Source organism: Agrilactobacillus yilanensis (genome assembly GCF_003946725.1).
Classification (GTDB): Bacteria; Bacillota; Bacilli; order Lactobacillales; family Lactobacillaceae; genus Agrilactobacillus; species Agrilactobacillus yilanensis.
Genome location: NZ_RHOY01000007.1, coordinates 1 through 26,255 on the forward strand (window position 1 = coordinate 1; position 26,255 = coordinate 26,255).

Sequence of the window (26,255 nt, forward strand, 5' to 3'; positions counted from 1 at the left end):
TTTATGATATCAAAAAATGTAGGAAAACCGACAATTTCAAATTGCCATTTTCCTACATTTTACCGCCGCCATTAACATTGAAACCTTATAGCGGGTTTTTTGATATGAAAATAACGGCTTTATTTCGGTCACTCAGATCGAAATAAAGCCGTTTAGTTAGTGCCAAAGATTTTTTAATAGCCTAATCCTGTGCGTCTATTAAAGGTACGCCAGATTGTGTTTGAATCCATTGCCAAACATCATCATGGCCTTCACCGGTTTCAGAACTAAAGAAAATCAAGTTGTCCTCTGGTTCTAATTGCAGCTTGTCCATAATTAACCGAGCTTGTTTATCACGCTGGTTTCGCTTAATTTTATCCACCTTTGTTGCTACTACGAGTGTATCAATTTCATAATACTTTAAATAATTATACATGTTGAAATCATCTTCTGTTGGTGTATGACGGGCATCCACCAGTAACATAACGCCTTTCATCTCTGAACGCGTTTGTAAATATGTTTCGATGATCTTCCCAAATTGTTCCCGTTGTTTCTTAGAAACTTTGGCATACCCATAGCCTGGAACATCCACGAAATAGAGTTTTGAGGCAATGTTATAAAAATTCAAGGTTTGTGTTTTTCCCGGCGTACTAGAAGTCCGAGCAATACTTTTACGGCTTAACAACGTATTAATTAACGAAGATTTACCTACATTAGAACGTCCAGATAAAACAATTTCGGGTAAATGTTTTGTTGGATATTGCTTTTCATCCACGGCGCTCATTTCCATATCAATTTGACTAAATTGCATTATTTTCCACCTAACTTTCCTGCCATCAAAAAAACGGCCTCGACAAACTAACCTTGTCTACGACCGTTTTTTGATATCCGTCTTAATTTAAAAATCCAGCTGTTTTAAGAAGCTTTTTTACCATCAACTAAAACTAACTCTGGACGTTTGTGATCGACAACTGACGCCTTATTAACGATTGCTTTTTCAACATCGTCTCTACTTGGCAGATCAAACATCGTATCCATCATGACTTCTTCAATAATTGAACGCAAGCCCCGGGCCCCTGTATTACGCTCGATTGCTTCATGGGCAATGGCGTGTAAGGCACCGCTTGTGAACTCTAATTGAACATCATCTAAAGATAACAGTTTTGTATATTGTTTAACCAACGCATTCTTAGGTTCTGTCAAAATATGAACCAAATCATCTTCAGTTAATTTTTCCAAAGCCGCAATGATTGGAATACGCCCGATAAATTCAGGAATAATCCCAAAGCGCATTAAATCTTCAGGAATGATCTGTTGCATCACACTAACACTATCATCAAATTTAGTATTGCTATTGGCACCAAAACCAATTGTTTTTTCACCCATCCGGTTTTTAACAATTTGTTCAATACCGTCAAAAGCGCCACCAACGATGAATAAAATGTTTGTTGTATCTACTTGAATGAATTCTTGTTGTGGATGCTTACGGCCCCCCTGAGGTGGCACATTAGCGATCGTCCCTTCCAAGATTTTCAAGAGTGCTTGTTGGACACCTTCCCCAGAAACATCCCGGGTAATCGATACATTTTCACTCTTCTTGGCAATCTTGTCGATTTCATCAATATAGATAATGCCACGTTGGGCTCTTTCTACATCATAATCAGCATTTTGCAAAAGTTTGAGTAAAATATTTTCAACGTCTTCACCCACATACCCTGCTTCAGTCAATGTTGTAGCATCAGCAATCGCGAATGGGACATTTAAAATACGTGCTAATGTTTGTGCTAAGAAAGTTTTACCAGAACCAGTTGGCCCAATTAAGGCAATGTTACTTTTTTGCAGTTCTGTATCATCATCTTTAGCAACTTGCATTTGATTGACACGTTTGTAGTGATTATAAACAGCCACCGATAATGCACGTTTAGCATCATTTTGACCGATAACATATTGATTTAAGACATCCAAAATTTGTTGTGGTTTTGGTACGTCTACTAAATCGTTATAAGCTTCTTCTTTAAACTCTTCATCGATTATTTCTTTACATAAATCGATACATTCATTACAGATATATACACCGGGTCCGGCAACGATCTTCTTAACCTGATCTTGTGTTTTACCACAAAAAGAACATTTCACAGGTCCAGATGTCTCCATATTATCAAACATTTATTATCAACCCTTTCATTATTTAGGCTTTTTTAGCACTAAATAATACATCTAACGCTATAAAAACGATAGCATAGAAACAGAGGTTCGTAAAGCATATTGTCCGATAAAAAGAGCAAACGACAAAATTTGATTCACCGTTTGCCTAAATACTTCTAATTAGCTTTTATTTTTCTTCTGCTGAATCAGTTACAATTTCAATTGCTTTTTTAACAGAAATATCATGAGCAAGCATGTCGTTTGTCAATGTTTGACGAACTGCTTTTTCTTCCATGTTATATTCTTCAGCTAAGTCTTTGATTTCTGCATCGATTTCTTCTTCTGAAGGTTCGATTTTTTCAGCTTGAACAATTGCTTCTAATACTAAGTTCGTTCTAACTTGACGATCTGCATCTTTTTCGAATTGCGTGTGCAAATCAGCTTCTGATGTGCCAGTCAATTGATAGTACATTTCAGGGCTGATACCTTGGCGTTGCATATTGCCCAAGTAGTTGTTCATTTGGCTATGCACTTCTTGATCGATCATTGCTTCAGGCAAGTCTTCGATTGTTGCATTTTCAACAGCCTTAGCAATAGCTTCGTCTTGGATTGCACCGTCTGCAGCTTCATTTTTCTTTTGAACTAAATCGTCTTCGATTTTTTTCTTTAATTCGTCTAAAGAATCAACTTCTTCGTCAACATCTTTAGCAAATTCATCATCTAATTCAGGTAATTCTTTTGTTTTAACTTCATGAATCTTAGTTGCAAAAATAGCTTCTTTGCCAGCTAAGTCTTTTGCTTGGTAATCTTCAGGGAATGTCACTTTAACATCAACATCTTCGCCTGCAGCATGACCGATTAATTGATCTTCAAAGCCTGGAATGAAAGAGTTAGAGCCTAATTCTAATGAATAATTATCAGCTGAGCCGCCTTCAAAAGCTTCGCCATCGACAGTACCTTTGTAATCAATCACAACAGTATCGCCTTTTTCAGACTTGCCGTCTTCTTTCAAGACAAGTTCTGCTTGATCTTCACGACGTTTTTCTAATTCTGCATCAACATCAGCAGCAGTTACGTCACGATCTTGTTTTGAAACAGTCAAATCTTTATAGTCGCCTAATTTAACTTCAGGTTTAACTGTTACTTTAGCCTTGATCACCCAAGGTTCGTTCATATCCATTTTTTCAACATTAATTTCTGGTTGATCAACTGGTTCAAGTTTTGCTTCTTCAACAGCACTATCGTAAGCATCAGGTAAAACAATGTTTAATGCATCTTCATAAAGTGCTGCTTCGCCATACATACGGTTAAATACTTGACGAGGTACTTTACCTTTACGGAAACCAGGCACGTTTAAGTTTTTACGTACACGTTGGAATGCTTTATCTAAACCTTCGTTAATTTTGTTAATGTCAATTTCAAAGGTTAATTCACCATCGTTAGTGCCCTTTTTTTCCCATTTTGCAGCCATATATAACCCTCCGGATTTCAATTATTAATTCATATTATTAAATTAAGTTTGCATTTTAGCATACTAAACTATAGTAACTTATCTGTATTAAAAAGTAAATGAAAATGCCTAATTTATTCCTAAAAAACCGTATTTTAAACCGTTTTGCATCGGATTTTAAGAAAAAAATAACCCAGAATGATTACCATCCTGGGTTAAGTTTAAATTCACATTTAAGCTACTTAGAGATTAGTCTAAGATTTCGTTAACCATGCCGGCACCGACAGTACGGCCACCTTCACGGACAGTAAACTTAGTCCCTTTTTCAATAGCAACTGGTGCGATTAAGTCTACTTCAAAAGTAACGTTATCGCCAGGCATTACCATTTCAACGCCGTCTGGTAATTCAATAACACCAGTAACGTCTGTTGTATGGAAATAGAATTGTGGACGATAGTTAGAGAAGAATGGTGTATGACGGCCACCTTCATCTTTGCTTAATACGTAAACTTCACCTTTAAATTTAGTGTGAGTTTGGATTGAACCTGGTTTAGCTAATACTTGACCACGTTCAACTTGATCACGGTTAACACCACGTAGCAATACACCAACGTTATCGCCGGCTTCACCAGAATCAAGTGTCTTACGGAACATTTCCAAACCAGTAACTGTAGATTTCAAGATGTCTGGTTTCAAACCAATAACTTCTACTTCGTCACCGACTTTAACTTCACCACGATCGATACGGCCAGAAGCAACTGTACCACGACCAGTAATTGTGAAGACGTCTTCGACAGGCATTAAGAATGGTTTTGCGTTATCACGTTCTGGAGTTGGAACGTATTCATCAATAACGTCCATTAATTCCAAGATAACTTTTTCTTGTTCTGGATCGCCTTCAAGAGCTTTCAAAGCAGAACCACGAAGAACAGGAATATCATCACCAGGGTAATCGTATTCTGAAAGTAATTCACGTACTTCCATTTCAACTAAGTCGATTAATTCATCATCATCAACTAAGTCAGTCTTGTTTAAGAAGACAACGATATAGTCAACACCTACTTGGTGTGCTAACAAGATATGTTCACGCGTTTGTGGCATAGGACCATCAGTTGCAGCAACAACTAAGATAGCACCGTCCATTTGAGCGGCACCAGTGATCATATTTTTAACATAGTCCGCGTGACCTGGAGCGTCGATGTGGGCATAGTGACGTTTTTCAGTTTCATATTCAACGTGGGCAGTATTGATTGTAATACCACGTTCTTTTTCTTCTGGTGCTGCATCGATTTGGTCGTAGTCTTCAGCTTTAGCTAAGCCTTTAGCAGCCAATACCTTAGTAATTGCAGCAGTCAATGTAGTTTTCCCATGGTCAACGTGGCCAATTGTACCAATGTTAACATGGGGTTTAGTTCTTTCATAATGTTCTTTTTCAGCCATTAAAAGAAACCTCCTGTATTTTTAACAAGAAAATATCAGCAGTCCACATAAGTTTATGCTGATAAATCTTATCTTTTATTGTACTACTTTTAAGATAGAAACTAAAGTTTTCATTCTTAAAAATATCCTCTTTGCATTATACGTGGTTATAAAAGATTTGTAAACCAAGAAAATTAAAAAAGTTCAATAAATTAGTTGATCTATCAAATCCGACAACCGTTTTTGCCACTGAATCAAAGTCGTATACCCTTGATTTTGTGTTTTTACACCGGATAAAGCTTGAATTTGCTGTAATAAAACCTGAGCCCAAGCTTGAGGATCGGTAACCACCGTGTCACTGAATGGATACAATAATAAGAATTGTAGATTCAACGTCTCCACAGCTGTTTTTTCTAAAAATAGATCCAAATGTGCCTGAGTTTGTATTTCTTTTACAGCCGCCGTTAAAGCCGGTGTTTGATGGCTTTCTGGCAGCTTATCCAGTCGAACAGTCTTATCTTCACCAAACCATTGCATTGGCATGGTTTCTGCCACCTTCAACGGTGCAATGAAGCTCAGTAGCTCTGCTTTATATAACGGATGAATATAAGTATTCGTCGTCACCAGACGCAAAGCCACTACATAATCTGACAGTGGCAGCCGTTTTAATTCAGCGATCACCGCCAGATTTTTTTCATTAGTGCCATTGACTAGCTCAAAACTCGCCTTGATCGTCCGTTCAATTTTAGCGCTTGCGATTTGCTGATAATCAGCCATCATCGCTTCAATTGCCGTTTGTGTCATCTGCTGCAGCATTTTTGTTGTCAAATTAGGTAGCAGTCGCAGCGCTGCAATAAATTGGTGATCATCCCCCAATAAATTACAATATACCTGCAGCTTTTCTGAACCATCCTCGATATATAGATCTTCATATTCCTGAGCGACCTTTACCGCGGTATTTACTTCTGACAATGCCAACAACGTCTTGACCAATGCAAAATTCAAACCAAAACTACGCTTTAAGTCATAAGCTTTTTGATAATAATTTAAGGCAGCAGCCCAATTTTCTGCTTCAAAATACCGATCTGCTTTTGTCAGCAGATTTTGAAAATCTTCAGAAGGAGCGCCATTTTTATCAGCCGTCAATATGCCACCTCAATCATTAATCCGCTGATTTAGCAGCCTTTTTGTGATTTTGGGAACGAATCTTATTTTGATTGATTTCCATAATCACGGGCAAAATCACGGGATGACGATGGGTCTGCTCATAAAGAAAATGCCCTAAATCTTCCCTTAAATCTTGTTTTAAGGTACTCCAGTCAAATTCTTTATGATCCAGATTATTTTGAATAGTACTATTTACAATTTCAATACTTTCTGCCATCAAATCACGATTGGCTTTAATATAAACAAAGCCTCTTGTAATAACTTTAGGCTTAGCAACAATCTTCTTCGTTTTACGATTAATTGTCACAACAGCTACAAAAATACCATCTTCAGATAAAACTTTACGGTCCCGCAACACAATATTACCAATGTCACCAACACCGCTGCCATCAATCATCACATTCCCTGAATCTACAGCTGGCGCTAAATGAACCCCATCTGCTTCAATAGCTAAAACATCCCCATTTTGTGCTAAGAAAATGTTTTTGTAAGGCATCCCTGTTTCGTGGGCAACCTCAGCATGTGCATCTAACAGCCGATATTCACCTTGGACAGGCATTAAATATTTAGGTTTTAATAGATTGATCATCAATTGCAGATCCATCTTATTACCATGACCAGAAGCGTGTAAATCGTCAGAAATAGACTTCACTTCTGCCCCGGCACGATAGATCATATCTTTTGTCCGGGCAACATTTGTCTCCATAGCATAAGACGGTGTAGTGGTGATGAAAACTAAATCATGTTCTTGAATATGAATCCGGCTGCGTTTTTGCGCCATTTTTTGTAACGCTTTTAAAGGCTCGCCCATTCGGCCAGTTTCGACAATGACCAATCGATCGTCATCATATTTTCGAATATCCTTTACCGGAATAATCAAATCATCGGCTTTAACCGTTAAATAATTTAATCTCATAGCCGTACGAATTGTCCGTTCCAAATCAAGGCCGGTCAAGACTACTTTTCGATCAGTATGATAAGCCGCATCAAAAACTTGTTGAATTCGTGTGATATTAGAAGCCACTGAAGCTACAATAATACGACCGTCGTGATATTTAAACGTTTCTTCAACATATTTGCTGATTTTTAATTCATTATCTGTATTTACCGTTGACCCAGCATTGGCAGAATCACTTAACAGTAACGTGACACCTTCTGAACCGATCTGTGTCAGGCGGGCAAAGTCCGTTTGGTACATCGGTTTAGCCACTTGATCAAATTTAAAATCACCGGTATAAACAATTTGACCCAACGCTGTTTTAAGCACAATCCCAAAAGAACCAGGAATTGAATGGGTCGTTTTGAAAAATGAAACCGTTGCCTTATCAAAATCAATCGCTGTTTTTTCGTCAACCACATGAAAATCTTTAAACTTTTTAGTTAAAGGGTCATTTTCGGTGTTAATTTTAGCTAGTTCGATTGTTAATTTGGAACCGAAAACTGGAATATCCCGCCCCTTCAAAAAATAGGGCAAAGCACCGATCGCATCGGCGTGTCCATGGGTTAGAAAAATGCCGACAATTTTATCAACATTCGCTTCTAAATATGAAAAATCAGGAATGACTACGTCAATCCCTAATAGTTCATTTTCAGGGTATTTTAGACCACAATCTAAAATAAAAATCTCGTCATCCACTTCAACAGCGTACATATTCTTACCATTCTCACGTAGGCCGCCGAAAGGAATGACTTTAATACTTTGACTCATTTTTTCACCTCTTTTTAATTATCCATAATATTTTTAACTGCCGCAAACTCCGTTGAAGTTGGCATGACTAGAGGTAAACGAACGCCACCTACTGGCAAATTACGATCTGCAAGCATCGCTTTTGTCGCACTAGGTGATGGCGTTGAAAATAACGCTGCAATTTTAGGATCTAAAGCAGTTTGGATTTTCGCCGCATCTTTAACTTTACCCAATTCGATCAATCGATACATTTGGGCTAATTCATCACCATATAAATGACTGACAACTGAAATTACACCGTTTGCACCCATTGCTTTAGCTGCAAAGGCATAGTTATCCTCACCTGTATAGACACTGAAATCTAAGTTTTCTGTACCTTTGATCAAGGCCCCTAGATTTGTAATGCCCGTACAATCTTTGACGCCAATCACATTTGGCAGTAATGCCAAACGTAAAATCGTCGCCACATCAATTTCCACGCCAGTTCGCCCAGGAATATTATAAATCAAAAATGGTAACTTACCATTTTTAGCAATTGCCTCAAAATGTGCATATAATCCCGCTTGATTGGGCTTATTATAATAAGGTACCACAACTAAGGCTGCATCGACACCCTCAATTTCAGCAACTTGATTCATAAAATCAATTGTTTGCTTTGTGTTATTTGTACCCACATTAGCAATAATCGGCACTCTATGCTTAACCAGTGCGATTGTTTCTTTAAGTAAATCTAATTTTTCAGTTTGAGACAAAGTGGGCCCTTCCCCAGTTGTCCCCCCTACTAACAGCGCATCTGTCCCAGTAGCTAAAAGATGTTCAACCAGTAGTGACAATCTTGTTTTGTCAACTTCTGTATTGTCATCTGTAAAGGGTGTGACCATCGCTGTAATAATCGAAACATCATCTAACAACAAATCATTTACCTCCGTAAAAGCTGCTACGTCCATCTAGTTAGCAGGATGAATTAGGTCCATTTTATGCAATGTTTCAGCAATTTGAACAGAGTTCCATGCGGCACCCTTTAATAAATTATCTGAAACAACGTACATATGAAAAGCACCCTTATTGTCCATATCTCGACGAATACGACCGACAAAAGTATCTTTTTTACCTTCAGCATTAACAGGCTGTGGATAGATTTGATGCTTAGGATCATCTTCAACAACAACCCCTGGTGCAGTTTGCAAAACAGTCCGGATATCATCTGGTGTAACATCTTTATCGGCTGTTGTAAAGTAAACTGTCTCAGAATGCGCTAAAGCTACCGGAATTCGAACACAAGTTGCTGTAACTTTCAAATCATCTGTTTCCATAATTTTTCGAGTTTCGTTAATCATTTTCCACTCTTCATGAGTATAATCTTCATTTTCAAAGACATCAATCTGCGCCAGTGTATTAAACGCAATTTGATAATGTTTTTTGTCGCCTTTAACTGGCAAAATTTGTGGTGATACAGGTTCATTATTAATGATTTGTTGCGATTCCTTGTACAATTCATTAATCGCACTTTGACCCGCACCAGAAACAGCTTGATAAGTGGAACAAATTACTTGTTCCAAACCAAATTTTTGACGGATCGGTTCCAAAGCAACCACCATTTGAATGGTAGAGCAGTTTGGATTGGCAATAATACCATGATGCCGTTTTAACGCTTGAGGGTTGACTTCAGGGACAACCAACGGCACATCTGGATCCATTCTAAAATGGCTCGTATTATCCACGACAACCGCCCCACGCTTTACAGCTTCAGGCGCAAATTTTGCGGATACTGAACCTCCAGCAGAAAATAGGGCTAAATCAACACCCGCAAATGATTCAGGCGTTGTTTCTTCAACGGTCAACATCTGGTCATTAAATTTAATTTGTTTACCAGCTGAACGTTTAGATGCCAACAGTTTAACCGATTTAATCGGAAAAGCTGCTTCATTTTCCAACAATTCAATAAAACGAGAACCAACTGCACCTGTTGCGCCAACGACTGCTACATTATAACCAGACATAGAATAACCTCACTTATAATAATTAAATTAGATTCTTTTAATGTTTTTTAGTCTACCACTAATTTACACAAAAATATAGAGCAGGTAAACCGTTAAAAGTAATTTATTCATAAATTATTTCATTTTTTGTAATTTATTTCTAATTGAAATCACAGTAAAGCTAAGCTACTGGATCATCTAGTAACGCTTTGCGTGAAGCATTAATTCGACCGCGTTCATCAATTTTAGTGACCTTAACTAAAATTTCATCACCCATACTTACTTCATCACTGACTTTTTCCACACGATGCGGGGATAACTGAGAAATATGAACTAATGCATCTTTACCGTTTGGTAACTGCACAAACGCGCCAAAAGACTCAATCCGTACCACTTTACCTAAATAAACCGCACCCACTTCAATTTTTAATGTCAAATTCTTGATAATCTTAACGGCAGCATCAATGCCTGCTTGATCTGTGCTGGCAATATCAACACGCCCATCTTGAGCGATATCAATTTTAACGTCGGTTTCAGCGATAATTTTATTAATGGTTTCGCCGCCCTTACCGATAACTGTCCGAATTTGATCCGGATCAATTTGCAGCGTCGTAATTTTAGGTGCATATGGGCTTAAAGTTGGATTTGGTGTTGGAATTGTCCGTTGAATGACATCCAAAATTTGTAATCTTGCTTTTTTAGCTTGGGCTAAAATCGCTTCAAACAGTGACTTTGCAACACTATCCGTTTTAATATCCATCTGTAAAGCTGTAATCCCATTGGCTGTCCCAGCAACTTTAAAGTCCATATCCCCAAGATGATCTTCAATCCCTTGAATATCCGTTAAAATTACTTTTTGATCGGCCATTTGTACTAAGCCCATGGCAATCCCAGCAACGGGTGCTTTAATCGGCACACCGCCGTCCATCAATGCCAAAGTACCCGCACAAATACTAGCTTGAGAAGAAGATCCGTTGGAGCCTAAAACTTCAGCTACCAAGCGAATGGTATACGGAAAATCTGCTTCTGAAGGAATCACATAACGCAGTGCTTTTTCACCTAATGCCCCATGCCCAATTTCTCGGCGACCTGGCGCACCGTAACGACCCGTTTCGCCAACGGAATAAGGCGGGAAATTATACTGATGTAAAAAGCGTTTTTGTTCTTCCACGCCTAAACCATCTACAGTTTGTGCTTCACCTAGTGGCGCTAAGGTCAATGCTGATAAAACTTGGGTTTCACCTCTAGAAAACAGACCAGAGCCATGCACTCTTGGTAATAAGCCGACTTGGGCAGATAATGGCCGTACTTCATCTAATTGGCGGCCATCGGGTCGAATTTTTTCTTCGACAATCATCTTACGGACAATTTCTTTTTCTAAATCATCTAAAAATTGAGCGACAGCTTTCAACTGCTTTGGTTCGTCTTGAAACTCAATTGCAAAATGTTCCTGAGCTAATGCCTTAACTGCGGCAATATTTTCATCCCGTTCTTGTTTTTTAGGATTTTTCACCGCTGTTTTTAAAGCGTCCTCATATAAATCAGTCACTTCTTGTTGTAACTTCTCGTCTGTCTTAGGTGGTTCAAAATCAATTTTAGGTTGGCCCACCGCCGCAATAATTTCACGTTGGGCATTGCCGATTTTTTGAATGGCTTCAAATCCAAACAATAATGCAGCGACCATTTCAGATTCGCCAACCTCTTTAGCGCTAGATTCTACCATGTTAATGGACTCTGGTGTCCCGGCAATCGTCAAATCCATCTCTGAATCTTCCAGCTCGGTTACGGTTGGATTCAAAACAAAATTACCATCCACAAGGCCGACTTTAACGCCAGTAACCGGGCCATCAAATGGAATATCAGAGATACCTAACGCAATTGAGCTGCCTAAAAGCGCTGCCAATTCTGGCGAAGCATCTGGATCCACACTCAATACCGTATTAACAACTTGTACGTCATTATTGAAACCTTCTGGAAATAAAGGCCGTAAAGGTCGGTCAATTAACCGCGCTGTCAAAGTTGCGTGTTCACTGGGTTTACCTTCACGCTTAATAAAGCCACCGGGAATTTTACCGACGGCATACATTTTTTCTTCATATTGTATTGTTAACGGGAAAAAATCTCGTTCTACAAGGGTTGTATCCATTACAACTGTGCTTAAAACAACCGTCTCACCGTAGCGGACTAAAGCGCTACCATTTGCTTGTTGCGCAAGCTCACCGATTTCAACAGTCACAGGTTGATCGCCAAAAAGCAACTTAAATGTTTTTTTAGTTTGATCCATTCTCTACACTCCCAATCCAAAAAGTATACAAAAAAAGCGAGATCGCAAATCCGATCCCGCAGTTTTGACTAACGACGTAAGCCTAAGCTCTTGATAAGTTCGCGGTAACGAACGATATCTTTATTACGCAAATATGCTTGTAAATTACGACGATGACCAATTTTTTTAGTTAAACCAACATAAGAATGGTGGTCTTTTTTATGCGTCCGCATATGTTGTGTCAACGCATTGATTTCTGCAGTTAAAACTGCGATTTGTACTTCTGCGGAACCTGTGTCGCCTTCATGACGCGCATATTTCTTAATAAGTTCATTTTTTTGTTCTTGTGTAATTGCCAAATTATTCACCCTTTCAATTGTTATTCGCGGTTATCTTGGTAAAACGTTGGTGATTCGCTAAACTAAGAATACCGTAGCAACAAACACAATACTTATCATAAACAAAAGCAACCAAAAACACAAGCTTTTTTTGATATCAAGTATATTTACTTTACAACTTTATATTGCATTAATGGCAACAATTCTGTATAATAACTTCGTTGCATACTAATTAAGTATTAGTAAATTAATCTGCTGGAGGTGACTTTCTTGCCACAAATCAAATCAGCTATCAAACGTGTCGAAACAAATCGCAAAGCTAACTTAAGAAATACAGCACAAACAAGTGCAATGCGGACATCTATTAAGAAGTTTGAAGTTGCTGCTGACAAAGGTAGCGATGACAAACAAGCTTTATATACAGACGCAATCAGCGCTGTTGACAAAGCTGCTTCTAAAGGCTTAATTCATGCGAATAAAGCTGCAAACACAAAATCAAGACTAACTAAATTAAACAAATAATTTTATTAGTTCAGAGACTGGCGCATTTCGACAACAGTCTCTTTTTTTTTGCCCTAAAATCCACTCAAATCAGCGTCAAAAAAACTGAGCTTACTTAGGCCAATGGCCAAATAAGCTCAGTTCTTTTTTTATTTAATGATTATTGTGCTAAGTAACCGCCATCAACAACAAATTCTGCCCCAGTGGCATATTTAGATTCATTAGAAGCTAAGTAAACGCACATGTAAGCAATATCATCAGGTTCACCTAAATGCCCCATTGGTGTCTTAGTCCGTTGAGACATTGCTTCTTCAGCACCTGGTAAATTATCAACCAATGGTGTTTTAATGTAGCCTGGATGTACAGTATTCACCCGAACATCATAGTCATTTAAAGCACAATGTAGTGCTGCAGATTTAGACATGATCCGCACGCCACCTTTAGAAGCATTGTAAGCTGCTAAAGTTGGATCGCCAATGAAGCCTTCAATAGAAGACATGTTAATAATTGAAGCACCTAAATTTTTATTTTTCATCCGTAAAATACCGATCTTAGTCCCATAAAATACCGCATCTAAGTTGACGGCCATTAATTTATGCCAATCTTCAGCTGTCGTTTCTTCGATATTTTTATTGATGGCCATCCCGGCATTATTCACTACTGTGGTTACGGGGCCAAAAGCGGCTTCTGTATCGTCAAATAGTTTTGTCCAGCCAGCTTCATCTGAAGCATCGTGTTTCATAAAACGAATAACATCTGTACCGCCAATACCTTTGGCTGCCTTTTCACCGACATCTTCATGACGTCCTGTAATTACAACTTTAGCGCCTTCGTCCACGAAACGCTGGGCAATACCTAGACCAATCCCTAAAGTACCACCTGTAACAATCGCAACTTTCTCTTGTAGCCGATTTCCCATTGTAAAAACCTCCAGTGAATGAAATATAGTTTGTTAAAACTATCACAATTATAACGCTAAAGATATTTCAGGTCAAAATATTATCTAAGCTCATACAACACCGTGTTCTCGGCAATTCAAAGTTATGGCCACAAAAAAAGTTGGACACTTTGGCCCAACTACGCAATTATTATGAACGAATATTGGCAAATTTTAACATAAATAATTCAAATAATAAGACTTTATCGGCTTGACCGGACTTCATTTTATAGTCGTTTTCTTGAAGTCCTAAAAAAGCCGCTGTCAAATCTGACATGGAAAATTGGCGTACAGACTGCAACGCTAATTTAATCCGGTAAGGATGAATCTTTAAGATTTCTGTTAAGCTGCCTTGAGTCATCCCTTTTTGGGCTAAAATCTTTACTTGCAGCAGTAATCGAAACTGATTTAACAAAATACTATTGATTTTAATCGGTTCTTCTTTATTCAAAAGTAGATCTCGATATAGCATAATTGCCGCTTGTGTATTTTTGTGTAAAACGTAATCAACTAGATCAAAAATATTATTTTCCAAAGTAGGCGACACCAAATCTGCTACCATCGTTTTGGTGATTTTTTTGTCATCCGCCGCTAGAAATAGCTTTTGTAAATTCGCTACAATAGCTGAAAAGTCCCCATCAGACCGCTGAACCAATAACTCCCGGGAAGCTGCATCAATATCATAACCCTTTGTTTGAATTAAATGCATTAACTGCTGATCCACGTCACGACCGTTCAGTTTTTGAACGTCAATTACGGTTGCTTGTTTTTGAAGTTGCTTGCTAATTTTTTTACGGCCATCCAACTTCGCTACTTTCGCAAATAGGACAAAAACTGTTGTTGGCAATGGATGTGCTAAATAAGCCTCTAAGCCCGCAATATCATGGGTTATCGGTAGTTTAGGCGTCTCACTGGTCAAAAAAAAGGGCTGGGTCACAAAGACCAAACGCCGATCCCCAAAGAAAGGCACTGAAGTCCCATCATCTAAAGCCGCCCCTAACGGATCTACCGTCATATCATAGCTGGCAAAATTCATTGCCCGTTCAGCGTCATCTAATAGCGCCATGAACGCGGTTTTGACTTGTTGGATTAAATAATCCTCTTGTCCCAATACTAAATAAACAGGCTGTACGTCGCCTTTTTTAAGTGATTTTTGCAATTCTGAAACTTTCATTTAAAGTTGCCGATAAGTATGCCCTATCTTAGACAATTTTATCTTAGCAACACACCTCCTTGCCTAGAATTTCAAAGGCTCTTTTCATTATAGGCCAAAAGTGCGCAGTCGGCTATCTCTAAACGGCCCATATGTCCAATTAATCATGCCTGACGTTTGTGTATTTAAAAATGGCAGCTGCAGTTGTTTTAAAGTATCCATTGTTTCGGGACTGGGATGGCCGTAATGGTTGTGCCGACCGGAAGAAATTAAAGCTAATTTGGCTTGCGTATTTTCTAAAAAGGCCTTATTAGAGGATGTCTTACTACCATGATGTCCCAATTTAATATAATCCGCCTGCACTTGATAATTTTGTAAAATGCGCTGTTCCCCGTCTTGATAACAATCCCCCATAAAAAGCCAATTTTTATGATGAATCCGACTCAATAAAACTAGAGAATCTTCATTTTTACCACTTCCTGGCTGAAAGGGATGTACTGCCAAAAATTTTAAAGCGCCGACTTTGATTGTGGCACCAGCCAATACCTTTTTTAATTTAATCGTTTGCGCATAACCCCTTAATTTTTTATAAAAATGAGGATTAGCCTCTAACCCCGCTGCAAAAACGATCTGTTTAACTTTAAACTTGGCTAAAATTGTTGGTAAATCCCCAAGATGATCCGCATCTTGATGCGTGAGGAAGATCGTATCAATTTGATGAATCCCCTGCATCTTTAAATAAGGCACGGTAATCTTTTGTGCATTGTTCGTCGTTTGATGCTGCTGCCAAGGCTTTTTAGGTAAATTTAGCTTGCCGCTGGTATCGATGAGGATCACTTTGCGTCGTAGTGGTGTGGTAATTAACAGGCTGTCACCTTGTCCGATATCTAGCAGCGTTACTTGTCCATAAATAGGATTATGTAAACCTATAAAGACACAGCCAAGTACCCCTAAATAGCCCATTAACCACCGTTGCTTAATTTTTGGTAGGCGTTGATTCATAACCGCAAAACTCAAAAGAACTAAACTCAAAGTAACGATAAGCGGTGGTCGACCAAAGACAAACTGCAGCTGATCAAGATTTGTCAGCCAGTGCAAACTTTGATTTAACTGGGTTAAGCCTGAATTCAGTGTAAAAGCCCAAGTCCCGGTCATTGGCAAAAAACTACTAATTAAAATTAAGGGCATTACCACCATTTCAAATAATGGAATCATCATCAAATTTAACAAAATTGATAATAGATGCCATTCATATTGAAAATACAAAATAATCGGTAAACTACTGAAACTAAGCATTAACTGCTGGGCTATTAAACCCCGATGTTGATTAAAAACTAAGCTAAACGCTAAAACATAGCTCAGCAGACCCCCTAATGTAAATAATGTATATGGATTGACCCACAGTTGACTGAGTAAAACCAAACTAATTTTATCTAAAGGTGGTATTGGCCGCTGACATTTATTTAAGATAATCGTTAAGAGTACCAAACTCACCGCTCGGCGAATACCGGTGCCGCTCCCCACTAATAAGCCATAAATTGGTAGTAAACCTAGCAAGCCCCATTCCAAATATTCTTTTGGTAAATGACAGCGACTGCCTAAAACAAAAATAATTTCCAATAGAATAAAAACATGCAACCCGGACAAACTAAATAAATGAATCACCCCTAAACTGCTTAGATCCTGCCGTAAATTGGGATCATCATGAAATTGACCTAAGATTAAGCCTTTCAAATAAGTGCTCAAAGCCGGTGGTGCTTGATTAAAGTATTGCAATAACCGTTGCCGTAGTGCACTTAACTTATCTTTGAAGCTACCGGTAGTTTGTGGCTTTAAACTTTGAAATTGCTTGATTCTTAGACTGTAGCGAATTCTTTTTTGCTGCCATAGATATTTTTGAAAATCAAATTGACCATGGTTCGTGGCTGGTTTTGGTAATTCTAAATCAGCAATTACTTTTGCTTCCAAATTATGCCAATTCTGCTGAAAATACTGTTTTTCTTCCGGTGTGGCTAACGTATACATCCCCGCAAATTTAACAGTCTTCCCGTTTAATTGACCACGGCTTTGAAAGGTCAAACTATCACCAGCCACATGAATCGTGTCGCTTTGAATCAAAATCTGAGCTGGTGCGGCTGGCAATTGTTTTATAGGTATCGGCTGCTGTAAAAGACAATAGCCGGCAAACAAGATACTCAAGCTCAAACATGTCTTAAACAGCTGAAAATTTTTAGTGACATAAATTCGGCACAATACAAGTCCCAACAAAATTGCAGCTAGAAATGGCTGCTGGCCGAGTACTAAAAAGGCAACTAAACTACAGCTGCTCGCTATAAAGAACCAAGTCCCATGCAAATCTTGCCAAAGACGGGCCATGGCTTAAACAACAATTTGATCTTGCAAACGAGCCACTGTTTTTTCACCAAACCCGTTTACTTTACTTAAATCAGCAGCTGATTGGAAAGGGCCTTGATTTTCGCGATAATTAATAATCTTTTCGGCCTTTTTAAGGCCAATACCATCCAATTGCTGTAAATCGGTGACCGTTGCCGTATTCAGGTTAATTTTAGCAGTGCTTTCTGCACCACTGGTTGTTGCTGACGGCGTTTGCGGGGTTTCACCTTTTATCGGGACATAAATTAAATCTTGATCTTGAACCTTCTGTGCTGAGTTAAGCTGATTTTCATCCGCTTCAGCGGTTAAACCGCCCGCTTTTTTCACAGCATCATTAATTCGATCATCACTTTTTAAATGATAAATTCCGGGATGATTAACGGCCCCTTTAATATCAACGACAACCACCGTATTGCCTGTCTTTTGAGTCACTTGTTTTTCAGAACCCGTCGTATTTGTTTGTGACATCGACGCCGGAGTAGCTTCCTTCAACGCAATTTTTTCCGTTTCTGTTTCTAGCCCTGCTGACTGTGTTTTTTGATGTTGCCAAAAATAGCCACCTACTAGTAATAAACCGACCAATGCCACCCAATAATATTGCTTCAACCATAATTTTAAACTCAAAAAAAACGCCTCCTTATATTCTACTTAACTAACATTACGCAAAATATAGGCGGACGCTTTTTATGAATTGGATTTTTTTAAATAATTAATTGCATCATCTAAACTTTTAACCGGCACAATTTTCATTTTTGTTTGAATTTTCTTGGCGGCCTTTTTAGCAATTTGATAATTATTTTGATAGTTCGGTAATTGTTTCTTTTCAGCTTTAGTCAGCTGATCATCCGGCGCAAAGAACACGGTCGCACCGGCTTCAGAAGCTGCGACAACCTTTTTATCAATACCGCCAATGGCCCCCACAGTACCATCATTTTCTATCGTCCCCGTACCAGCAATCGTCCGGCCTTGACGCAAATGATGTCCTGTTAATTGGTCATAGACTTGCAGCGTAAACATTAAACCAGCGGAAGGACCGCCAATATCTGCAGCATCAATTTTAATCGGTATTTTTGTCGTTACTTTTGTATGATCAGTTAAAGTGATCCCTAAACCCGCTTTTTTTGTCCCTGGCAACGTGATTAACTTACCCGTTGCTTGCTTTGTCTTTTTATCTCGCTGATAAGTCACCGTTACTTTATCGCCAACTTTATGCTGTCGAATATATTTTTGAAAATCAGTCGTACTTTCAAACTGCCGCTGATTAACCGCATTTACCGTATCACCCAGCTGTAAATGTTTGTAGAAATCCGATTTTTTAATCACATCTAGTACATAAACACCAATAAACTTTTGCTGATAGGTTACCTTTGCCTTTTTAGCAGCTTGTGCAATAGCCATATTCTCTGAATTTTCAATATAGTAATCTTGCAATTTATCATAAGCCGCACTACTGGCACTGCCCATTAGCGCTTCTCGGCTTAACGTTTCCGTAAATGGCTGAAAATGACCGATCACTAACTGAATCGGTGTTGCTTGCTGAACTCGGACGGTTGTCAACAAAAACTTACCTTTTGTTTTATCTTCATGACCTTTAACCGTTACAAACTTGGAAACTTGTTCCGCTGTCCCCGGCTTTTCTAAAAAATAATTTGTTGGAAATAACACCAGCCAGGCTAAAAATAGCGTCCCGATAATCCAGACAAACCGATTAAACCAGCGTTTTTGATAAAAATGCGGTTGTGTTTGTGCCATAATTTAATCCAATACCTTTTGATATTTGACTAATAAAGCTTGTTCCACATTGGCAGGCACTAAAGCACTGACATCTCCGCCAAATTTCGCCACTTCTTTAATCATGCTGGATGAAATAAAGGTATACTTCTGGTCGGCCACAAAGAAAATAGTTTCAACATCGCTATCTTGAACTTTATTCATTTGGGCAATACCGGCTTCATATTCAAAGTCGTTAGCATTACGTAACCCCCGAATTAAAGCCTTTGCATGCAGTTGCTTTGCTAAATTAACAGTTAACATTTTAGGCGCAGCAATCACTTTCACATGATCAATATCTTGAATAGCAGTTTGAATCAATGCGACCTTTTCATCAGTTGTAAATAACGCATTTTTACCTGTATTCGTTACAACTGCAATGTATACTTCATCAAAAATTGTCAGTGCCTTTTTTACCGTTGCTAAATGCCCATTTGTAAACGGGTCAAAACTACCTGGAAAAAGGCCAATATTTTGTGTCATCTTAATAAACCCTCGATTTTTAGAATATATCTTTAAAACAAATTACTTAGATTCAGCATAACAAAATACACTGACTTCGGTAATACCATATTGGTGCTGACCCAATAGCGTATAATCCGCAATTTCAGGATAAAGGACCGTAACGTCAGTTTCAGCAACAACTTGTGCCCCTGGCTTTAAAAGTTGTTTATCCCGTAATTGATTTAATAATTTAACAATCTGCTGTTCTTGATACGGCGGATCTAGTAAAACTAAATCAAACTGCAGTTTCTGCAACTCAAAATTACTTAACGCCTTAGTGGCTGACATTTTCATAATATGAAATTTATCTGCTGCGCGAGTAACCGCCACATTTTCTTCAATGGTTTTAATTGCCGCATATTGTCGATCAACCAAATAAGCTTCAGATAATCCTCTAGAAACAGCTTCGATGCCTAAACCGCCAGTCCCCGCGTATAAATCTAAAACCCGGCCACCATCAAAATAAGGGCCAATAATATTAAATAATGCTTCTTTTACTTTATCAGTCGTTGGTCTTGTTTTACGACCTGGTACAGCTTTAAGCCGTCGACCGCTATATTCACCCGATATGATCCGCATCTGCGTGACTCCCTTGGTTAGATTCACTTTTAGTCGTTTTTAAAGTCGCTGCCAAGGATCCGTCTTTAAGCAGCGGGTCTTTTTGAGGGCGTTTTTCAATTTTATCACCAAATTCTGTCGCAACTTCTGGCCGATGAGAAAACTCGACTTTACGCACAAAGTGTAATTTTTCAATCGACTTTTTAACAGCCTCCGCATTCGCCTGATCCACATATAAATACACATATTTCATTTTCTTAGATGTGTAATAGATCAAGCCAAAACGGCGCAGCTGCCGAATTTGGTGTAGATTATAGACCCATACGGCGATGCCTATTCTGGGTTTAATTTCAAACATTTAATCATCCTTTTACATTTTATGTGGCTTACGTTTTGTTTCAAAAAAGGGATTGCGTGTTGCAACTTTAATTCTGCTGGATATTTTATCCGTCATGGCCACCGTCAATGTGTCCACCACCGTCTCAAATTGCAGCTTAGCCAATTTATAGGCTGCGACACTGGGGTTCAAGTCCATGTCACGTTTGGCCGCTAACGTTTGTTTTTTTAAAGTTGCGGCTTCGGGCACATAGCTACCGTAAGGTTCAATTGCAGCTAATTTATGCTGATAATCATGAAATGACTGGATCAACGCTTGTGCTTTTGCATCTTGCGCCAATTGAGCTTGCTTTGCTTGGTAAGTTTTAAAAACTTCTGATGCTTTTAAAGCTGCAATCAACTGGTCCACGGCATCTTCTATGGCCACCATCTGATCATTATAAATCATTTTATCACCTAATTATGCGTTAAATCGGACGGTGTCATTTCGATTAACAAGTCATCCGCATCCACGGGTTGGCCGGCCTTCACATAAATATGAACGACTTGCCCATCGTATGGCGCTGGGATAGAAGTTTCCATCTTCATTGCTTCTGTCACAATTAAGGATTCACCCTTCTTCACTTTTTGACCCGTCTTCACCAAGACATTGGCAATCGTACCAGTCATCACCGCACCCACTTGATCTGGATTTGTTGGTTCCACTTTTTGATTGCCGACGACACCTTCACTGACAGACTTATCTTGAACTGAGATTTGAACACGCTGACCATTTAGTTCAAAGTAAATCGTCCGCATACCATCTACGTCTGCTTCCCCAATTTCATCCAAGGTAATAATGGATTCTTTCCCTGGTTTAAATTGGACATGCGTTGTTTCACCGATCCGCATACCTTCAAAGAAAGTTGGCGTATCTAAATGCGTCACATCCCCAAAAGTCTCATGATTTTTTTCATAATCTAAGAAGACATCGGGATACAAGATGTAACTGATCACTTCTTTTGGTGTCGGCTGCCGCATAATTTTAATTTCTAATTCATTTTTGATTTCTTCAAAATCAATTGGTTTCACTAAGCTGCCTGGCCGTTCCGTAATCGGTGCCACATCTTTTAAAATAATCTTTTGTAAAGCCTTTGGAAAACCACCGACAGGCTGTCCTAAATCTCCTTTAAAGAAGTTAATCACAGATTGTGGGAAGTCAATATCTTGACCCCGCTGCAAAACAGCTTCTGGCGTCAATTCATTTTGAACCATGAACAAGGCCATGTCGCCGACAACTTTAGAAGATGGTGTGACTTTAATAATATTGCCAAACAAAGTATTCACCTGGGTGTACATTGTTTTTACTTCATCAAAACGATCGCCTAAACCTACCCCTTTTGCTTGTTGGAATAAGTTTGTATATTGACCGCCTGGCATCTCAGTAGCGTAAACATCCGTCTGCGGACTCGTAACTCGTGTGAAAAATGGTTGGTAAACTCGTCTTAAATCTTGGAAATACTCATTTACTTTTTCAACGGCCGGCATATTCAAATCGGGTTGCCGATCGCCTTGAGCCAACGCATAATAAAGGCTGCTCATGCTTGGTTGTGCGGTACCGCCGGATAAGGCACTTTGCGCCACATCTACCACATCGACGCCAGCTTCAATTGCTCGAACATAAGTGTAGATCCCGTTACCTGCAGTATCATGAGTGTGCAAATGAATCGGAATTGAAATCGTATCTTTTAAGGTTGAAATTAATTCATAGGCTGCCTGTGGTTTCAATAAGCCGGCCATATCTTTAATCCCTAAAATATGTGCCCCGGTGGACTCGATGTCTTTAGCTAATTGTTTATAATAATTCAAATCATATTTTTGTAAACTTGGATTAGCCACATCCCCGGTGTAACACATCGCCACTTCAGCAATTTTATGATTCTTCAAAACCGTATCAATACTTGGTTCCATTTGTGGCAACCAGTTTTGACTGTCAAAAATTCTGAAAACATCCATCCCACTTTGTGCCGACAGATCAATAAATTCCTTAATAACGTTGTCGGGATAATTCTTATAACCTACCGCATTACTGCCTCTAAAGAGCATTTGCAACAATGTATTCGGGAATAATTTCCGTAACCGAGCCAATCTTTCCCATGGATCTTCTTTTAAGAAACGATAAGCCACATCAAAAGTCGCACCGCCCCACATTTCATAAGAAAATAGGTTTGGCATTGCTGCAGCCATACTTTCCGCAATCCGCACCATATCATGGGTCCGCATTCTTGTGGCAAATAAACTTTGGTGCGCATCCCGCAATGTAGTATCTGTCAACATTACTTTATCTTGAGCTAACAACCATTGCGCAACTGCTTTTGGCCCTTTTGTATCCAAAATCTGCTTTGCCGTTTCCCCAGTCGCTTTAGGTAAGTCAGCCGGTAATGTTGGTATTTCTACCAAGCTGGCTGTTTTCTTTTTATGCCGTGGTAAATCGTCGTAACCATTAATCGTCACATCACTAACATAATGCATCAAAACAAGGGATGGATCAGAGACGACTTTCACCCGCAATAAATCAGGATGATCTTCAATAAACGTAGTTAACGCTGCCCCAGACATGAACACTTTATCTTTAATTACGTTAATCATAAATGGAATGTTGGTCTTGACCCCTTGAATATCAAATTCATGTAAAACCCGATCCATTTTATGACAGGCAGATTCAAAATCTCTGGCATGAACGCTGGCCTTAACTAACAAGGAATCAAAATAAGGTGTTACAACAGCGCCCGTGTAAGCATTACCCACATCTAACCGGACCCCATTACCACCTGGTGAACGATAAGTATCCAACATGCCCGTATCTGGTAAGAAATTATTCGCTGGATTTTCAGTGGTCACTCGGCATTGAATCGCTGCTCCATCAAAGTGCAAATCTGCTTGTTGTGGTAAGCCTAAATCTTGATGCAAATCTGCACCAGCAGCAATACTTAATTGCGACTGAACAATATCTACACCGGTGATTAATTCAGTAATAGTATGTTCTACTTGGACTCGTGGATTAACTTCGATGAAATAAAAATGATCTCTTTCCATCAAGAATTCAACCGTCCCGGCATTACTGTAACCAACGTGTTGCATTAATTTAACCGCAGCACCACAAACGGCAGCCCGCTGTTCTGGCGTTAAAATGACACATGGCGCCACTTCAACGACCTTTTGATTACGGCGCTGTACAGAACAGTCCCGTTCAAATAAATGCATCACATGGCCATGTTCATCCGCTAAAATTTGAACTTCAACGTGTTTGCCATGGGCGATAAAGCGTTCAACGTATAATTCATCGCCACCAAAAGCCTGTTTTGCTTCACTTTTAGCCCGGTCATAGGCTTCGGCTAAATCTGCTTCGTCATCAACGATCCGCATGCCGCGACCACCGCCGCCTAATGCGGCTTTGATCATAATAGGATAGCCATAAGTTGCCCCAAATTCCCGCACTTCATCTAATGAAGCCACTGGATGATCTGTACCGGGAATAGTTTCAATTTTTGCCTCTAACGCTGCTTTTTTTGCTGTAATCTTATCACCAAAGATATGTAATAATTCCGTCTTTGGGCCAACAAAAGTTAACCCTTCTTCTCGAACGCGTTTTGCAAACTGCTCGTTTTCTGATAGAAAGCCATAACCTGGATGGATGGCATCCGCACCACTTTTTTTAGCAATATCAATAATACTTTCAATATCAAGATAAGCGTCAGTCGGTTTTTTACCCGCTCCTACTAAATAGGCTTCTTGTGCTTTGAAACGATGAATAGACAATTCATCTTCTTTTGCATAAATACCTACCGTTTTTAAGCCTAATTCTTCGCAGGCACGGAAAATTCGGTTAGCGATTTCACCGCGATTGGCAACCAATACTTTTTGCATAAATGCGCGCTCCTTTATTTAAATTTATAGTCTACTTAATGTCATGATAGTCTCATTAAGCGATTATTAGAATAATACCATTATAATGTGTATAACGCTACATTGCGGTTTAAGGCATCCTTATTGTACCTTACGCATTTCTTGAAACTGTTTTTCAGCTTTCTCAGTCCCACTAATGTTTAAAACTAAGCCGATGGCTGCACAGGCAGATAACATGCTTGATCCCCCATAACTAATAAAGGGCAATGTTACCCCAGTAATTGGCAACATCCCAATTACCCCTGCAATATTAAACGACGCTTGGACAAATAACATCGTTGCCACCCCGTAACAAACTAAAGTTCTAAAGGTGGTATGGGCCCGCATACCAATTAAAACAATGCGGCTGATTAAGAAAAATAGCAATCCTAAAACGACTAAGACACCAATAACACCTAATTCTTCTGAAATAATTGCTAAAATAAAATCCGTATAAGGTGCTGGTAAATAGCCCTTTTTTTGAATACTATTGCCTAAACCTCGGCCAAACCAGCCGCCATTGTTAATAGCTAAATAAGAATTTACTAGCTGACTGCCCCCAGATTGTTCCCGTTGAAAAGGGTAAAGAAAAGATAAAATCCGCTGATACCGGTAGTTTTTTTCCAAAACTGCAATCGGAAATCTTTTCAAAATGTTGATCAGTAACGGTAATAATCCGGATACCGCAACGATAAAGGACAATCCAAAACCAATTGGAATGCCCGCAGAAAATATCATAATCATGATAATTAACGCTAAAATAGAAGCCCCACCAGTATCTGGCTGTAATAAAATCAGTAATGTGATTAAGCCAACTAAAACAACCGGGCCCAATAAATTGTTAAAAATTTGACCCCGTTCTAAATTCTGCCCTCGTTTATTAAAGATGAAGGCTAAATAGATGATTACCGTTATTTTTGCAATTTCTAAAGGTTGGATATTGATAGGCCCTAACGGAATCCAAGAGACTGCCCCGTTAATTGCTGAACTGGGATGCACAATTTTTAAGAATACTAAGAAAATTAATAGCGCGAAGGTGATCCCAATGCCTAGCATCACGACCCGTCGATTCTGCCAAAATGAAAGCTTGCTTAGAAATGCTAATAAGGCAAAAAAGAGCCCTGCCAAGGCCCAAAAAAATTGCCGACGTAAATAACTTGTTGGATCTATTTTATTTACAGATAAAATATCTGAGCTCGCTGAATAAACCATCACGATACCGACTGCGATCAGTAATAAAAACGGGATCGCGATGTAGTAATCCAGGTACGAAAACTTCTTACGAATCCCCAAGACTGCTTCAATCCTTTTTATCTAATTGTGATGCCTGATTTTGTGTAATTGCTTGATACAAATCCTCAATCTCCACACTTAGTTCATTCACTAAATCTGTAGCAACCTGTTCTGAAATCAAGCCACAGCGCTTCGCAAAATCTACTTCTTTAGAATAAACTAGCATTTGTGTATCAATAATTTCTTCTACGATTGGACATTGCATCAGGCATAAGTCACCGAATTGGCCTGTCAAGTCTTGCCGAATTTTTTCACCATCGGCTTTAAGAATCTCCAGACCGTTCTTTTGTTTAAGGTTATCCATGGAAATGCCTCCAAATTATCTTTGCCTAATATTTTTAACATACGTCATTATATCATTTCCCCGCCTATTTTGGGACATCAAAGCCTATTCTTTCAAGATAGCTTTAAAAATAAAAAAACAGCCAACGCCTTATCTAAACCGGCCATTCAGTTTT

23 protein-coding genes are annotated in these 26,255 nt (G+C 38.9%); 1 reads left to right on the plus strand and 22 read right to left on the minus strand.

Features of this window, described 5'->3' with window-relative positions:
* Nucleotides 1-181: 181 nt before the first annotated feature.
* The 10 genes from yihA to rpsO form a co-directional block, all read right to left on the minus strand.
* Nucleotides 182-790, minus strand: coding sequence for a ribosome biogenesis GTP-binding protein YihA/YsxC (gene yihA, locus EKM93_RS06275; RefSeq protein WP_125714114.1), 609 nt, complete (start codon nucleotides 788-790; stop codon nucleotides 182-184).
* Between the two features lie 104 nt (nucleotides 791-894).
* On the minus strand, nucleotides 895-2,145 hold the full coding sequence (gene clpX, locus EKM93_RS06280; protein WP_125714116.1) for an ATP-dependent Clp protease ATP-binding subunit ClpX: 1,251 nt from the start codon (nucleotides 2,143-2,145) through the stop codon (nucleotides 895-897).
* A gap of 166 nt (nucleotides 2,146-2,311) precedes the next feature.
* Complete coding sequence (tig, locus tag EKM93_RS06285) at nucleotides 2,312-3,595, minus strand: trigger factor (protein ID WP_125714117.1); 1,284 nt, start codon at nucleotides 3,593-3,595, stop codon at nucleotides 2,312-2,314.
* A 228-nt stretch (nucleotides 3,596-3,823) separates the two neighbouring features.
* Complete coding sequence (tuf, locus tag EKM93_RS06290; protein ID WP_125714119.1) at nucleotides 3,824-5,014, minus strand: elongation factor Tu; 1,191 nt, start codon at nucleotides 5,012-5,014, stop codon at nucleotides 3,824-3,826.
* A gap of 183 nt (nucleotides 5,015-5,197) precedes the next feature.
* Nucleotides 5,198-6,139 (minus strand): hypothetical protein, encoded by a 942-nt coding sequence (locus tag EKM93_RS06295; RefSeq protein ID WP_125714121.1) that lies wholly within the window; start codon nucleotides 6,137-6,139, stop codon nucleotides 5,198-5,200.
* Between the two features lie 16 nt (nucleotides 6,140-6,155).
* Entirely contained in the window at nucleotides 6,156-7,868 is a 1,713-nt protein-coding gene (locus EKM93_RS06300; protein ID WP_125714123.1) for a ribonuclease J, read from the minus strand.
* 14 nt (nucleotides 7,869-7,882) lie between these two features.
* Entirely contained in the window at nucleotides 7,883-8,761 is an 879-nt protein-coding gene (gene dapA, locus EKM93_RS06305) for a 4-hydroxy-tetrahydrodipicolinate synthase (RefSeq protein ID WP_225423653.1), read from the minus strand.
* Nucleotides 8,762-8,794: 33 nt separating this feature from the next.
* On the minus strand, nucleotides 8,795-9,847 hold the full coding sequence (locus EKM93_RS06310) for an aspartate-semialdehyde dehydrogenase (RefSeq protein ID WP_125714127.1): 1,053 nt from the start codon (nucleotides 9,845-9,847) through the stop codon (nucleotides 8,795-8,797).
* A gap of 160 nt (nucleotides 9,848-10,007) precedes the next feature.
* Nucleotides 10,008-12,110, minus strand: a complete 2,103-nt coding sequence (gene pnp / locus EKM93_RS06315) for a polyribonucleotide nucleotidyltransferase (protein WP_125714129.1) — start codon at nucleotides 12,108-12,110, stop codon at nucleotides 10,008-10,010.
* Between the two features lie 68 nt (nucleotides 12,111-12,178).
* Nucleotides 12,179-12,448 (minus strand): 30S ribosomal protein S15, encoded by a 270-nt coding sequence (gene rpsO, locus EKM93_RS06320; protein ID WP_125714131.1) that lies wholly within the window; start codon nucleotides 12,446-12,448, stop codon nucleotides 12,179-12,181.
* Between the two features lie 249 nt (nucleotides 12,449-12,697).
* On the opposite strand from rpsO, the gene rpsT reads away from it, so the two are divergent.
* The gene (gene rpsT, locus EKM93_RS06325) at nucleotides 12,698-12,949 is read left to right on the plus strand and encodes a 30S ribosomal protein S20 (RefSeq protein WP_125714133.1); all 252 of its coding nucleotides are present in this window, start codon (nucleotides 12,698-12,700) and stop codon (nucleotides 12,947-12,949) included.
* 139 nt (nucleotides 12,950-13,088) lie between these two features.
* Here the strand turns inward: rpsT and EKM93_RS06330 are convergent, their stop codons facing one another.
* The 12 genes from EKM93_RS06330 to EKM93_RS06385 all read right to left on the minus strand — a co-directional run bounded on the left by EKM93_RS06330 (nucleotide 13,089) and on the right by EKM93_RS06385 (nucleotide 26,101).
* The gene (locus EKM93_RS06330; RefSeq protein ID WP_125714135.1) at nucleotides 13,089-13,847 is read right to left on the minus strand and encodes a glucose 1-dehydrogenase; all 759 of its coding nucleotides are present in this window, start codon (nucleotides 13,845-13,847) and stop codon (nucleotides 13,089-13,091) included.
* A 169-nt stretch (nucleotides 13,848-14,016) separates the two neighbouring features.
* Nucleotides 14,017-15,024: a DNA polymerase III subunit delta gene (holA, locus tag EKM93_RS06335; protein WP_225423654.1), complete on the minus strand. Its 1,008-nt coding sequence runs from the start codon at nucleotides 15,022-15,024 to the stop codon at nucleotides 14,017-14,019.
* Between the two features lie 102 nt (nucleotides 15,025-15,126).
* Nucleotides 15,127-17,394 carry a DNA internalization-related competence protein ComEC/Rec2 gene (locus tag EKM93_RS06340; RefSeq protein WP_125714138.1) on the minus strand — a complete coding sequence of 756 codons (2,268 nt, stop codon included), beginning with the start codon at nucleotides 17,392-17,394 and terminating at the stop codon, nucleotides 15,127-15,129.
* A gap of 3 nt (nucleotides 17,395-17,397) precedes the next feature.
* Nucleotides 17,398-18,036, minus strand: coding sequence for a helix-hairpin-helix domain-containing protein (locus tag EKM93_RS06345; protein ID WP_125714141.1), 639 nt, complete (start codon nucleotides 18,034-18,036; stop codon nucleotides 17,398-17,400).
* A gap of 60 nt (nucleotides 18,037-18,096) precedes the next feature.
* Nucleotides 18,097-19,164, minus strand: a complete 1,068-nt coding sequence (locus EKM93_RS06350) for a SepM family pheromone-processing serine protease (protein ID WP_125714143.1) — start codon at nucleotides 19,162-19,164, stop codon at nucleotides 18,097-18,099.
* A 3-nt stretch (nucleotides 19,165-19,167) separates the two neighbouring features.
* Nucleotides 19,168-19,665, minus strand: coding sequence for a pantetheine-phosphate adenylyltransferase (gene coaD, locus EKM93_RS06355; protein ID WP_125714144.1), 498 nt, complete (start codon nucleotides 19,663-19,665; stop codon nucleotides 19,168-19,170).
* Between the two features lie 42 nt (nucleotides 19,666-19,707).
* Nucleotides 19,708-20,265: a 16S rRNA (guanine(966)-N(2))-methyltransferase RsmD gene (gene rsmD, locus EKM93_RS06360; protein ID WP_125714147.1), complete on the minus strand. Its 558-nt coding sequence runs from the start codon at nucleotides 20,263-20,265 to the stop codon at nucleotides 19,708-19,710.
* Nucleotides 20,246-20,602, minus strand: coding sequence for a YlbG family protein (locus EKM93_RS06365; protein ID WP_125714149.1), 357 nt, complete (start codon nucleotides 20,600-20,602; stop codon nucleotides 20,246-20,248). Before EKM93_RS06365 ends, rsmD begins: the two co-directional genes overlap by 20 nt.
* Nucleotides 20,603-20,614: 12 nt before the next feature.
* Nucleotides 20,615-21,028 carry a YlbF family regulator gene (locus tag EKM93_RS06370; RefSeq protein WP_125714151.1) on the minus strand — a complete coding sequence of 138 codons (414 nt, stop codon included), beginning with the start codon at nucleotides 21,026-21,028 and terminating at the stop codon, nucleotides 20,615-20,617.
* 8 nt (nucleotides 21,029-21,036) lie between these two features.
* Nucleotides 21,037-24,486 carry a pyruvate carboxylase gene (locus EKM93_RS06375; protein ID WP_125714152.1) on the minus strand — a complete coding sequence of 1,150 codons (3,450 nt, stop codon included), beginning with the start codon at nucleotides 24,484-24,486 and terminating at the stop codon, nucleotides 21,037-21,039.
* Between the two features lie 120 nt (nucleotides 24,487-24,606).
* Complete coding sequence (locus EKM93_RS06380) at nucleotides 24,607-25,797, minus strand: FtsW/RodA/SpoVE family cell cycle protein (RefSeq protein ID WP_225423656.1); 1,191 nt, start codon at nucleotides 25,795-25,797, stop codon at nucleotides 24,607-24,609.
* A gap of 7 nt (nucleotides 25,798-25,804) precedes the next feature.
* Nucleotides 25,805-26,101, minus strand: coding sequence for a DUF1507 family protein (locus tag EKM93_RS06385; RefSeq protein WP_125714154.1), 297 nt, complete (start codon nucleotides 26,099-26,101; stop codon nucleotides 25,805-25,807).
* Between the last annotated feature and the right edge of the window lie 154 nt (nucleotides 26,102-26,255).

Coding starts and splice junctions, on each gene's coding strand:
- yihA (WP_125714114.1), bottom strand. CDS start 790: ATGCAATTTAGTCAAATTGATATGGAAATGAGCGCCGTGGATGAAAAG.
- clpX (WP_125714116.1), bottom strand. CDS start 2,145: ATGTTTGATAATATGGAGACATCTGGACCTGTGAAATGTTCTTTTTGT.
- tig (WP_125714117.1), bottom strand. CDS start 3,595: ATGGCTGCAAAATGGGAAAAAAAGGGCACTAACGATGGTGAATTAACC.
- tuf (WP_125714119.1), bottom strand. CDS start 5,014: ATGGCTGAAAAAGAACATTATGAAAGAACTAAACCCCATGTTAACATT.
- EKM93_RS06300 (WP_125714123.1), bottom strand. CDS start 7,868: ATGAGTCAAAGTATTAAAGTCATTCCTTTCGGCGGCCTACGTGAGAAT.
- EKM93_RS06310 (WP_125714127.1), bottom strand. CDS start 9,847: ATGTCTGGTTATAATGTAGCAGTCGTTGGCGCAACAGGTGCAGTTGGT.
- pnp (WP_125714129.1), bottom strand. CDS start 12,110: ATGGATCAAACTAAAAAAACATTTAAGTTGCTTTTTGGCGATCAACCT.
- EKM93_RS06330 (WP_125714135.1), bottom strand. CDS start 13,847: ATGGGAAATCGGCTACAAGAGAAAGTTGCGATTGTTACAGGTGGTACT.
- EKM93_RS06340 (WP_125714138.1), bottom strand. CDS start 17,394: ATGGCCCGTCTTTGGCAAGATTTGCATGGGACTTGGTTCTTTATAGCG.
- EKM93_RS06350 (WP_125714143.1), bottom strand. CDS start 19,164: ATGGCACAAACACAACCGCATTTTTATCAAAAACGCTGGTTTAATCGG.
- coaD (WP_125714144.1), bottom strand. CDS start 19,665: ATGACACAAAATATTGGCCTTTTTCCAGGTAGTTTTGACCCGTTTACA.
- rsmD (WP_125714147.1), bottom strand. CDS start 20,265: ATGCGGATCATATCGGGTGAATATAGCGGTCGACGGCTTAAAGCTGTA.
- EKM93_RS06365 (WP_125714149.1), bottom strand. CDS start 20,602: ATGTTTGAAATTAAACCCAGAATAGGCATCGCCGTATGGGTCTATAAT.
- EKM93_RS06370 (WP_125714151.1), bottom strand. CDS start 21,028: ATGATTTATAATGATCAGATGGTGGCCATAGAAGATGCCGTGGACCAG.
- EKM93_RS06375 (WP_125714152.1), bottom strand. CDS start 24,486: ATGCAAAAAGTATTGGTTGCCAATCGCGGTGAAATCGCTAACCGAATT.
- EKM93_RS06385 (WP_125714154.1), bottom strand. CDS start 26,101: ATGGATAACCTTAAACAAAAGAACGGTCTGGAGATTCTTAAAGCCGAT.